Source organism: Guyparkeria sp. (assembly GCF_041687595.1).
Classification (GTDB): domain Bacteria; phylum Pseudomonadota; class Gammaproteobacteria; order Halothiobacillales; family Halothiobacillaceae; genus Guyparkeria.
Genome location: NZ_JAWLBP010000062.1, coordinates 1 through 10,420, shown reverse-complemented (window position 1 = coordinate 10,420; position 10,420 = coordinate 1). Strand labels below are relative to the sequence as shown.

13 protein-coding genes are annotated in these 10,420 nt (G+C 64.6%); 8 read left to right on the top strand and 5 right to left on the bottom strand.

What is annotated here, in order from left to right:
- The first annotated feature begins 541 nt into the window (after window positions 1-541).
- The 8 genes from ACESL5_RS08910 to ACESL5_RS08875 all read left to right on the top strand — a co-directional run bounded on the left by ACESL5_RS08910 (window position 542) and on the right by ACESL5_RS08875 (window position 7,913).
- Complete coding sequence (locus ACESL5_RS08910; protein ID WP_372592432.1) at window positions 542-1,582, top strand: fatty acid desaturase; 1,041 nt, start codon at window positions 542-544, stop codon at window positions 1,580-1,582.
- A gap of 558 nt (window positions 1,583-2,140) precedes the next feature.
- The gene (locus ACESL5_RS08905) at window positions 2,141-2,320 is read left to right on the top strand and encodes a hypothetical protein (RefSeq protein WP_372592431.1); all 180 of its coding nucleotides are present in this window, start codon (window positions 2,141-2,143) and stop codon (window positions 2,318-2,320) included.
- Window positions 2,321-2,381: 61 nt separating this feature from the next.
- Complete coding sequence (locus ACESL5_RS08900; RefSeq protein WP_372592430.1) at window positions 2,382-2,558, top strand: CsbD family protein; 177 nt, start codon at window positions 2,382-2,384, stop codon at window positions 2,556-2,558.
- Between the two features lie 175 nt (window positions 2,559-2,733).
- Window positions 2,734-3,339, top strand: coding sequence for a PAS domain S-box protein (locus ACESL5_RS08895; RefSeq protein WP_372592429.1), 606 nt, complete (start codon window positions 2,734-2,736; stop codon window positions 3,337-3,339).
- Window positions 3,340-3,362: 23 nt separating this feature from the next.
- Entirely contained in the window at window positions 3,363-5,924 is a 2,562-nt protein-coding gene (locus ACESL5_RS08890; protein ID WP_372592428.1) for a chemotaxis protein CheB, read from the top strand.
- 309 nt (window positions 5,925-6,233) lie between these two features.
- Complete coding sequence (locus tag ACESL5_RS08885) at window positions 6,234-7,127, top strand: BON domain-containing protein (protein ID WP_372592427.1); 894 nt, start codon at window positions 6,234-6,236, stop codon at window positions 7,125-7,127.
- A gap of 200 nt (window positions 7,128-7,327) precedes the next feature.
- A complete protein-coding gene (locus ACESL5_RS08880) occupies window positions 7,328-7,558 on the top strand; it encodes a hypothetical protein (RefSeq protein ID WP_372592426.1) in 231 nt (76 codons plus the stop codon).
- A gap of 103 nt (window positions 7,559-7,661) precedes the next feature.
- Window positions 7,662-7,913: a DUF1049 domain-containing protein gene (locus ACESL5_RS08875; protein ID WP_372592425.1), complete on the top strand. Its 252-nt coding sequence runs from the start codon at window positions 7,662-7,664 to the stop codon at window positions 7,911-7,913.
- A gap of 18 nt (window positions 7,914-7,931) precedes the next feature.
- Here ACESL5_RS08875 and ACESL5_RS08870 read toward each other — a convergent pair whose 3' ends face one another.
- The 5 genes from ACESL5_RS08870 to ACESL5_RS08850 all read right to left on the bottom strand — a co-directional run bounded on the left by ACESL5_RS08870 (window position 7,932) and on the right by ACESL5_RS08850 (window position 10,415).
- Complete coding sequence (locus ACESL5_RS08870) at window positions 7,932-8,657, bottom strand: Crp/Fnr family transcriptional regulator (RefSeq protein ID WP_372592424.1); 726 nt, start codon at window positions 8,655-8,657, stop codon at window positions 7,932-7,934.
- Window positions 8,658-9,006: 349 nt separating this feature from the next.
- Window positions 9,007-9,330, bottom strand: a complete 324-nt coding sequence (locus ACESL5_RS08865) for a hypothetical protein (protein ID WP_372592423.1) — start codon at window positions 9,328-9,330, stop codon at window positions 9,007-9,009.
- Window positions 9,327-9,728, bottom strand: a complete 402-nt coding sequence (locus ACESL5_RS08860) for a phage holin family protein (protein ID WP_372592422.1) — start codon at window positions 9,726-9,728, stop codon at window positions 9,327-9,329. Before ACESL5_RS08860 ends, ACESL5_RS08865 begins: the two co-directional genes overlap by 4 nt.
- A gap of 11 nt (window positions 9,729-9,739) precedes the next feature.
- A complete protein-coding gene (locus ACESL5_RS08855) occupies window positions 9,740-10,033 on the bottom strand; it encodes a YqjD family protein (protein ID WP_372592421.1) in 294 nt (97 codons plus the stop codon).
- Window positions 10,034-10,280: 247 nt separating this feature from the next.
- Complete coding sequence (locus ACESL5_RS08850) at window positions 10,281-10,415, bottom strand: DUF3309 domain-containing protein (protein WP_372592433.1); 135 nt, start codon at window positions 10,413-10,415, stop codon at window positions 10,281-10,283.
- Between the last annotated feature and the right edge of the window lie 5 nt (window positions 10,416-10,420).

Genomic DNA, 10,420 nt, shown 5'->3' with positions numbered 1-10,420 from the left:
ATACCGAGCGCCAATCTGGCGACAGTTGATGGTCAGACTCCTGCGCCTCCGGTGCGCCGGAGGTGCAGGGGCAGGCGCCAAAGCGCCAATCTCCCCCCGACCAATGGATGCCGTTGTTCGATATCGCGCCTTCACCCGAGGGCGAACAGGTCTGTTCCAGGGGAGGCATCGTCGTGGGTTTCAGGTGTCGGGGGAAACGCGCGTGATCATCTGGAGCACCGCGAGACGCCTCGATATTCGGCCAGGAGAAACGGCCGCACATGGGGAGGCCTATCCTGGCCGAACCGTGTGAACGCCTGCTGCGGCATGCAGGGAAAGCGTGGTGGGCCATCGCAATCCGCAATACCCTGGGCCCGAACATCTCGCGGCGTCTCGAGCCGATTGTGCGGCAGCGAACATACAGCGAGGGTGCTTGGGTCCAGTATGTAGTAAGCCTTCCGGCCTCGGTATCGAGGCCGATGGCCCTGTGTCAGAAACCGGCACGCCGGCAATGGGTCTCGAAGCCCGGGGTCGGGTGCCGAGCCCATTCCGGAGTCCACTGATGGAACCGCAAGAACCGCATCCCGAAACCACCGTCGATCCCCGTGCCTTGCAGCGCACCCTGGCCGCCTATCGTGCGCCGCACCTCGCCCGCAGCGTCTTCGAACTGTTCATCACGGTGATCCCGTTCGGCGTCTTCTGGTTCCTGACCTGGGCAAGCGTGAATGCCGGCTACTGGATCGGCCTGTTGCTGGCCGTGCCCGCAGCCGGGTTTCTCGTGCGCCTGTTCATGATCCAGCATGACTGCGGGCACGGGTCCTTCTTTCCCTCCCGGCGCGCCAACGACTGGGTGGGACGGGCACTCGGCGTGCTGACGCTCACGCCCTACGATTTCTGGCGTTACACCCACGCCCTCCATCACGCGCATTCCGGCAATCTGGATCGCTCGCGCGTGGGCAGCATCCATACCTTGAGCGTAGGCGAATACCAGGCCCTGGATCGGTCTCAGCGCCTGCGCTACCGCCTGTACCGGCACCCGCTGGTCCTGTTCGGTCTGGGGCCGATCTACCTCTTCATGCTGAGCAATCGCGTCCCCGTCGGTTTCATGCGCGCGGGATGGATGCCCTGGCTGAGCACCATGGGCACCAATGCGGCCATCGTGCTTCTCGCCACCGCGATGATCTCGCTGGTGGGGGCGGGAACCTTTCTTGTCGTCCATCTGCCGATCGCGGTCCTCGCCGGTGCGATCGGCGTCTGGCTGTTCTATGTCCAGCATCAGTTCGAGAATACCCGTTGGGCCCACGACGACCGGTGGAGCTTCCACGAAACGGCCCTTTACGGCAGCTCCTACTACGATCTGCCCGTTCCCCTGCGCTGGCTGACTGCGAATATCGGGGTGCACCACGTGCACCATCTCGCCAGCCGCATCCCGTTCTACCGGCTGCCCGAGGTGCTGAAAAACCATCCGCGGCTTCGCGAGATCAGTCGTGTCACGCTGCGGCAAAGCCTGCGATGTGTGCGGCTCGCCCTGTGGGACGAGGACCGCCGGCGCCTCGTTTCCTTCGAGCACGCGAACCAGGCGATGCCTCCACTAAGCGCGTGAGCGTACTGGCGGGGATTGCCCGGCTACCGGCAACGGCCGCGACGCCCCTGCCCGTCCATCAGTGTGCCTGGCGGCTTTACGCACCGTGAGGTTCGTTGAGCGCGCCTGGCAAGGGACCGTGTGGGATCGGCGGATCGGGACCAACGCGGGCGCCGTGGTCGTTGAGCTTGTGGGCAGTCAGGGCGGTTGCGCAAGCGGAACCGCCGCCGCGACGATCGGCGTTCTTACCGAAGGCCGAGGAACCCAAGGATGAACAGGATGATGACGATGGCGCCGACGATGTAGATGATCTGATTCATGAGCTTCTCCTCTGTATGGACGGGTCCGGCGATGGACTTCCAAACCCGGTGTTTCACGGATCATGATATGCGCGGCCGAGGGTCGCGTCGGTGCGGCGCCGCACAGAGAGGCCGGATTCACGGACCCCTGGGCGGGCCTGGTCCTGACCACAGGTTATGTTCGGTAGCAGACGGACATGGGGAATGGGCTGCCGTAGCCTGATTCCAGTCAACGCGGTTGCTCCAAACTCCGGAAGCAATCATCACCAGGAGGAAGACAATGACGAAATTCCAAACACTGACGGGTACCGCCCTGATCTCGGGTCTGCTGCTCGTCTCACTGGCCGGCTGCGAGCAGGGTCCGGCCGAGAAGGCCGGCGAGAACGTCGACGACGCCGTGGACGAAGCCGGCGAGTCGATCGAAGACGCTGGTGACAGCATTGAGGACGCCAGTGACTGACCAGCGGGTCGGATACCCCGAACGCGACCCCTTTATCGTCATCCGTTATCAGGAAAAGCGCATGAACAAGGACCAGGTCAAAGGCCGCGCCGAAGAGGTGAAGGGCAAAATGAAGCAGGCCACCGGCAAGGCCGTCGGCGACCGGGAGCTCGAACACAGGGGAAGGATTCAGAAGGCCGGCGGGAAGATCCAGGCCGGATATGGCGACCTGAAGAAGGACGTCAAGGATTCTGCCTGACCTGGACGGTCCGGAGGTGTTGCCGGGACGCCGCGCCGCTGCAGTCTCCCGGGCGTGGTCCGGGTGGGCGCGGGTTCCCGCGGCACCGGCCCCGCCGGGAAACGGACCTCCGGGGTTCGGGCCATGATGCCGGCACGGAGGGTGCGACCCTTCGAAGGCTGTAAACGGAGGACCCATGCGGAATCTGAATCCCGAGTTCGAGAAGCAGGCGCAATTGCGCCTGGATGCCGAAGCTCGGCTCCGACAGGGCTCGGCCCCACCCACCCGTGGCTGGGCGGTTGGAGCGGATACTCTGGCGCTCCTTTACAGACTGGCCAGCGCCCCCGATACCGCGGCGGATGCGCTCAAGCTGCTGAGTGAACTCCAGACGCACCAGGTGGAACTGGATCTGCAGCACGCCCAGCTCGAAGCCGATCAGCAGGAACTGGCCGAGGCCCTGGCCCATTACCGGGGCCTCTATGACTTCGCGCCGGTGGGTTACCTGGTGGTCGGGCTCGATGGTCAGGTCCTGGAAGGCAACCGAGCCGGAGCCGAACTGCTCGGCACCGGATCGGACGGACTCGCAGGCCAGCCCATCTCTCCGTTCTTCGCGCGCGACAGCCGACCGGCGGTCCTCGGGTTGATCGAGGCGTTGCGCGAAGGCGCCCAGGGTGGCTGCTGCGAGGTTGCATCGAGCGATCGGGGAAACGGCCCGGAGCCGTTGCGAATCACCGCAAGCCTGGCCCCGGGCGGCGAGGCCGTGCTGATGATCGTCTCGAGCTGCGAGCCGTCGCCGGCGTGAGTGCACGCGGGAGCGGTTGAGGCATGGGTGGCAGCCCCCTTCCAAACCCTCCGGCGGCAACGCGCATCATGGGTATCGGCGCCTCGGCCGGCGGTTTGGTCGCGCTGGAGCAGTTCCTGCAAGAGATACCGCCCGACAGTGGCGTCGCTTGTGTCGTGGTGCAGCATCTCGACCCCACGCAGAAGGCGCTGCTGCCCGAGCTGCTGCAACGGGTCACCGTCATGCCGGTGCACGCGGCCGAACAGGACATGCGCATCCAACCCAACCGCGTGTACGTGATCCCCCCGAATACGGAACTCACCGTGGGCGACGGCATGCTGCACCTGGCCGCACCTGCGGAGCCACGGGGCATGCGCCTGCCGATCAACGTCCTGTTCTCGTCGCTGGCCAGCGGACAGGGCGAGCGTGCCATCGGGGTGGTGCTCTCCGGCATGGGCTCGGATGGCACACTGGGCCTGCAGGCGATCAAGGGCGTGGGTGGTCTGACCGCGGTGCAGAACCCCGAATCGGCGCAGTTCGATTCGATGCCCAGAAGCGCGATCGAGGCGGGCTGCGCCGATATCGTCGGACCGCCGGGCGAGCTGCCGTCCCGCATTCTGGCCGTCGTGGCCCAGGTGCCGGACTCGCGCGACGTCACGGCCGAGACGCCATCCCTGGCGACCTCCTCCCCGCTGCAACGCATCGTCGCCCTGCTGCAGCGCCGGACCCGCCATGACTTTTCGCTGTACAAGCCCAGCACCCTCCGCCGCCGGGCGGAACGGCGCATGGCCATCCATGGCATCTCCGCGCTGGAAGAGTATGCAGAGTTCCTCGAGCACAACGCGCAGGAGGGCGACCTGCTGTTCAAGGAACTGCTGATCGGTGTGACCCGTTTCTTCCGCGATCCCGAGGCCTGGGAGCATTTGGCGGAGGTGGTCCTGCCGGAACTCCTGGCGCGGCGGAAGGAGGGGGACCACAGGCTGCGCGCCTGGGTGATCGGTTGCTCGACCGGCGAGGAGGCCTATTCGCTGGCCATGGTATTCAGCGAGGTCGTGGAGCGGTCGCAGCCGCATGCCTTTACGCTTCAGATCTTCGCATCGGATCTGAGCCCGGACGCGATTGCGGTGGCGCGCCGGGGCCAGTATCCGCTTTCGATCCGTGACGACGTATCCCCTCCGAGGCTGGCCCGCTTCTTCAGCACCCATGAAGACCATTACCAGATCAACCAGGATATCCGGGACATGGTGCTGTTCGCCCAGCACGACGTGGTGCTTGATCCGCCCTTCACCAAACTCGACCTGGTGGTCTGCCGCAATCTGCTGATCTACTTCGGGCCCGTGTTGCAACGCAGGGTGCTGCCCCTGCTCCACTACAGTCTGCGCCCGGGGGGCGTGCTGTTCCTTGGGAATTCGGAAACCGTTGGGCGGTTCAGCCACTTGTTTACCCCGATCGAGTCCCGGCTGCGGCTCTACCTGCGCCAGGATCACGCCTCCAGGGGCGGGCCCGATTCCCTGCTGAAATCGTTCCCGCCCCTGTCCGGTCCGACCAAGGAGCACGCCGTGTCCCCACCCGAGGTTCCCGCACGGCCCACCGATGTGCTGCAGGTGGCGGCCGATCAGGTTCTGCTGCAGGTGTACGCGCCGGCGGCGGTCGTGCTCAACGGCGACGGGGACATCGTCTACATCAGCGGCCGCACCGGAAAGTACCTCGAGCCGGCCGCCGGCAAGGCCAACTGGAATATCTTCGCAATGGCCCGGGAAGGCCTGCGTGCGCCCCTGGCTGGCGCGCTGAGGAAGGCCGCCACGCAGAACGACCCCGTGCACCTGCACAGCCTGGAACTGTCCACACCGAGCGGTGTGCAGCGCGTGGATGTCACTGTGCAGGCATTTCATGAGGCACCCCCCCTGCGCGGCATGACGATGATCGTGTTCCGTGATCTGGCCCCGGGCACGGCTGGACGCGGGCGGCACAGGCTCAAGGACGCAGAGCCGTCGCCTGATGTCGCCGAGCTGCAACAGTACCGGGCCGAGATTGAGTCCTTGCGCGAGGAGGCGCGCGCGTCCCGGGAAGAGTCGCAGTCTGCCAACGAGGAACTGCAATCCGCTAACGAGGAGCTGCAGTCGACCAATGAGGAATTGAACAGCTCGAAGGAAGAGATGCAGTCCATGAACGAGGAACTGCAGACGATCAACGCCGAGCTGCAGGCCAAGCTCGACGCCCTCGCGCTCGCCCAGAGCGATATGCAGAACGTGCTGAACAGCATCGAGATCGCCATCCTGTTCCTGGATCAGAACCTGAACGTCCGGCGCTATACCGATCGGGCATCCAGCATCGTCCGTCTTCGGGAAAGCGACATCGGCCGGCCGCTCAGCGACCTGACCACCAGCCTGCAATACCCGGACCTGCACGACGACGCGCGCGACACTCTGCGCACCCTGGCCTCCTCGGAGAAGCAGATCACAACCGACGACGGCCGCTGGTTCACTGTGCGGATCATGCCCTACCGCAGGCTGGATAACGTGATCGACGGGGTGGTGATCACCCTGGTCGACATCACCGAGACCAAGAAGCTGGAGTCGGCGCTACGTCAGCAATCGACTCCATGATCACCCCAGTCCCGCATCCATCCGATGCTCAACTGCACTCCCCGTGTGGTGTCATGGCTCACCAGGGTTGCGGACTCCGGTCATCGCGCAGGTAGTCACGCACCCGCTGGCGCGGAGTTCCTGTCCAACCCTGCCACTAAGTGCCCTAGCGTACCGACGCCACCCCGACACTTCGTCATTCTGACCGTTCGGCCAACTCATGGAAGGTCGTTGAGCCGTAGGGGATCCCCATCGCATCCGTGCTCTTCGACCGTAGCCATGCGTCGGATCGAAGCTCGTCACAAGCCCTTTTGAAGATGGAGAAACATCATGAACACGAAATTTCGGAAACTGATCATCGCTTCAGGCGTTGCGCTCGCATTGGGCGCCACGGGCGGTACCTTTGCCCAGGGTACCGGGTCGGCCGACGTAAGCGATGCCCGGCTGGAGGCCCAGATCTCGACGACCTATGCACTGAGTCCGCATCTGCAGGCCCGCAACATCACGGTGTCGGTGCAGGACGGTACGGTTTCGCTGACCGGAGTCGTGCCGGAGGACATCAACAAGGAACTGGCGGAGCAGTTCGCGCTGAGCGTTGAGGGGGTCACGGAAGTGGACAACCAACTCGTGATCGATGCTGACTATACGCCACCCGAGGCGGCTGAAGGCCCCAGCTTTGGCGATCGTGTCACCGATGCCACGATCACTGCGGCGGTCAAGTCCAAGCTGATGTGGACGCGGCACGCGGAGGGGCTGGCCACGGAGGTGAGTACGGAGTCCGGCAATGTCACGCTGGAGGGGACGGCTGAATCTCAGGAGGCCAAGGACCTCGCGGAACGCCTGGCGACGACCACCCCGGGCGTCGTGTCGGTGGACAACCAGCTGCAGGTCAAGGAACCGGGTACCGCCCAGGAGCCGGATACTGCCAAGGAGTCGGATACCGCCAAGGAGCCGGGTGCCGGAGAAGCCGCCATGGACAAGACCCGCGAGGTGGCGGCGGATACGGGGGAATTCATCACCGACCTCTGGATCACCACCAAGGCGAAGTCCACCTTCATGTGGTCGGACGGTGTTTCCGGCAGCGACATCTCGGTGACCACCGACGACGGTATCGTCGAACTGAGCGGCAAGGTCGACAGCGAAGCGGAGCGCGAGCTGGCGGTCGAACTGGTCGAGGAGTTGCGCGGCGTGAAGAGCGTCGATGCAGCGGGCCTGACGTTCTAGTTGGCTGTTGGGAATCAGTGAGCCACAGCGGGACATGGATGCCCCGCCAGCGGCACCTTGAAAAGGGTCTTCCCTCCCTTTTTCAGGGTCCGGTCCGTGCGTAGGGCGCACGACCGGGCCGAACGGTGGGCAGAATCGGTACGACGTGGCGGTGAGTTGGCCGGCACGCAACCCTCTGCGAGCCACGCAGGAGACCGGTCATGAAGGTGATGAATAAAGTTGGCTCAATGCTTGGCATTCTGACTGTCTTGACGCTGGGTGCCGGCGCGAACGGCAACGACTCCCCCGATGGGCCGAGCCAGGCGTCCACTGCCGATCGCGTGAGCGCGGCCACCGATCCGGGGGACCATCACGTGGTGCACGCGATCTGGCAGCGCCCCGGCTGGGTCGCGTCAGGGCAGGGATGTCGGAATCCCAAAATATGGATCTGAAATCGCGCATGCAGGGGTTTCCCGGGCGCCAGCGCATGCGTTCAAACACATGGTGCCTGCTCGAGCGAGCCCTGCAGAGCGTCGGGCGAATCAGGGGGTCTTCATGCGCTACGTCTACATTTCTCTGATCGTTCTCGTCAGTGCAGTCGCTCTGGTCTTCACGATTCAGAACCTGCCTACGGTGACAGTTCACTTTGTCACCTTGCGTCTGACCCTGCCGCTGTCCGTTCTGGTCATCCTGGTCTACTTCCTGGGCATGCTCACCGGGGGCGTGTTTGTATCCCTGGTCAGGTCCTGGTTCCGGGGCTCAACCAGCGGGACCTCCCTCCAGCCCCATGAAACCGGAACCGAATAAGGGAACGCTGAAAACGAGTCACGCCTTGCGGCGAGGGTTCCACGGCAGCAGGCGGTCCGTTTCGCTCTTGACAACCTTGTAGCACTCGCAACTCAGCGTCTCGAGCCGAGGGCGATCCAGCACCGTGATGTGTCCGCGCCGGTACTTGATCACGCCCAGCTTGTCCAGCTTGCCGGCGGCCTCGGTGACGCCTTCGCGGCGCACGCCGAGCATGTTCGCGATCAACTCCTGGGTCATCAACAGCTCGTTGCCTGACAGCCGGTCCAGCGACAGCAGCAGCCAGCGGCACAGTTGCTGGTCGATGGAATGGTGGCGATTGCACACCGCTGTTTGCGCCATCTGCGTGATCAGAGCCTGGCTGTAGCGCAGCATCAGATCGAGCAGCGCGCCGTGCCGGTCGATCTCGGCCTCGAACTGCGTGCGGCTCAGGCGGAAGCCGTGGCCGGCGCTTTGCACGACGGAGCGGGTGGTCGTGCTCCCGCCGCCCATGAACAGCGCGATGCCGACCATGCCATCGTGGCCCACCACCGAGATCTCGGCCGAGGCGCCGTCCTCCATCAAGTACAGCAGCGACACGATCGAATCGGTGGGGAAGTAGACGTAGCCACCGCTGTCACCGGACTCGCACAGGACCTGGCCCAGCATCAGCGTGACGGGTTCGAGCAGTGGAAACAGGCGCGCCTGGGCCTCCGCGGGCAACACGCCCAGGATGTGATTTTCGATCGGTTCGATGGATTTAGACATCAAGATGTCAGTCCCTGGTGGCAAGTGGGCCGTGCAGAAGCTTCGGTAGGAGATCGCCGCGCCAGCAGCGCCGGCGCCGCGTCGTGCAGGTTTGCGGCAGCCTGGCCATTTCCGCACTCGCCCGCCTCGCTTCGGCAGGTCTCGCTGCGCCTCATCGTCGCCGAACTTCCCGCATGGTCCACGGGGGTGCATTCACGGCGTCGTGGAATGCCCGCATCTGGAACGGCCACGACAGTGAGTATGTCGGTACTGTGAGAGGTTACCCGGATCTCACGCTTCACAACATGCGGGATTTTACCCACCGCCTGCAGGCCCGCTGCTCCCGCAAGACGGCCCAGGAAAGTGCGGCTTAATCCGGGAATTCGGAGGACGAGGAGGACTGCGTCGGTGCGCTGGGCTTCACCGTGGTAAACAAGGTATGCATCCAGGGCATCGCACTCATCGCCATCCGCAACCATGAAGGACCGGAATCCGGGCCTCGGGTGCGATTTCCGAGCAGAATGCCCACGCCGACAGCCGAACCCAACATTGCCGGCGACGTAAGCCGCTCGCGGATGCTGTGGCCCAGCATCGTGCCCTGCTTACGGACCGATCGGTGGCGCGCGAGCAGACGCCGCTCGGCATCGTTGATGCGTGCCGCCAGCGGCTCGGAGGACGGTGCGTCGCGGGTCATGATGACTTCTCCGTGTCGGGCGTCAGGCTCCGCACGGTGGCGGGGAACTGCAGATGAGGGAGTTGGCGGCGGATCGCCCAGCCCAGGATCACGGCGAGCAGCAGATTGGCGCCCACCGCCAGCAGTAGCGCCACGCTGGGACTGGCGACACCGTGGTCGATCAGCGTCAGGATGATCGCCGCCAGCAGGCCCAGCCACGCGCTGAGCAGCAAACCGCCGACCATCACGCCCAGGATGACCATCCAGACGAGGCTTTCGCCGGCCTGGCGAGTCTCCAGCGCGGCGAGACCCACCTGGTCATGGAACAGCCCCCGCAACTCGCGGGCCAGAGAGCGGACATCCTGCAGCACCCCGGGACGATGGTCCGAGGTGCCAGTAGAGGTGGAGGATGCGTCCATGAAGGCGGCCTCTAGCGACCGCTCAACAGGCGGCTCAACAAAAAGCCTCCTGCGACGGCGATACCGACCGATTTCACCGGGTTCTTATTGATGTATTCCCGGGCATTCTCCATCCATTCCTCTTGCAGGTCTTGCAACTGTGCACCCTTCTCGCCGATCGCATCGGCGGCCTTATGGGTGGCATCGGCCATCTTGTCCACCGTTTCGTGGGCGCCTTCGGCTGCGCGCTCGACCTGTTCGTGCTTGCCTTGCCCGTTTCCGGGGTTTGCGTCGGGCTTCGATTGCACTGACTGGGTGTGTTCCATGATCTGCTTCCTATCGGTTGCATGCGCCAGGATTGACAAGACCAGAGTAGCGGCCCCAGGCACCTATGGTCTGTGCGGTGACGCACTGTCCACGCCCGTTCTTCGACATCCGGTCCTCTGCGGCCGCGGCGTTCACTCAATGGCGTCCTGAAGAGCTCGGTGGGAGGCCGCATGGCGAGCCCTCAGCGCGACGCGATCGCTGTCGATCGCAGTGGCCTCAAGAGCGCCCGCCAGCACATCGTTGTAGTCAGGAACGCGGCATCCTCCGGCGACTCCCTCGCGGACCGCCATTATTCACTCGGCGGGTTCTCCAGGTGGGTACGCACGTGGGTGCGTAACCCCAACCGCGACTATGGGGCCAGGTGGGGATCACGCCGATCAAGAGCA

Coding starts and splice junctions, on each gene's coding strand:
- ACESL5_RS08870 (WP_372592424.1), bottom strand. CDS start 8,657: ATGTCTAAATCCATCGAACCGATCGAAAATCACATCCTGGGCGTGTTG.
- ACESL5_RS08880 (WP_372592426.1), top strand. CDS start 7,328: ATGAAGGTGATGAATAAAGTTGGCTCAATGCTTGGCATTCTGACTGTC.
- ACESL5_RS08895 (WP_372592429.1), top strand. CDS start 2,734: ATGCGGAATCTGAATCCCGAGTTCGAGAAGCAGGCGCAATTGCGCCTG.
- ACESL5_RS08855 (WP_372592421.1), bottom strand. CDS start 10,033: ATGGAACACACCCAGTCAGTGCAATCGAAGCCCGACGCAAACCCCGGA.
- ACESL5_RS08875 (WP_372592425.1), top strand. CDS start 7,662: ATGCGCTACGTCTACATTTCTCTGATCGTTCTCGTCAGTGCAGTCGCT.
- ACESL5_RS08885 (WP_372592427.1), top strand. CDS start 6,234: ATGAACACGAAATTTCGGAAACTGATCATCGCTTCAGGCGTTGCGCTC.
- ACESL5_RS08860 (WP_372592422.1), bottom strand. CDS start 9,728: ATGGACGCATCCTCCACCTCTACTGGCACCTCGGACCATCGTCCCGGG.
- ACESL5_RS08890 (WP_372592428.1), top strand. CDS start 3,363: ATGGGTGGCAGCCCCCTTCCAAACCCTCCGGCGGCAACGCGCATCATG.
- ACESL5_RS08910 (WP_372592432.1), top strand. CDS start 542: ATGGAACCGCAAGAACCGCATCCCGAAACCACCGTCGATCCCCGTGCC.
- ACESL5_RS08900 (WP_372592430.1), top strand. CDS start 2,382: ATGAACAAGGACCAGGTCAAAGGCCGCGCCGAAGAGGTGAAGGGCAAA.
- ACESL5_RS08865 (WP_372592423.1), bottom strand. CDS start 9,330: ATGACCCGCGACGCACCGTCCTCCGAGCCGCTGGCGGCACGCATCAAC.
- ACESL5_RS08905 (WP_372592431.1), top strand. CDS start 2,141: ATGACGAAATTCCAAACACTGACGGGTACCGCCCTGATCTCGGGTCTG.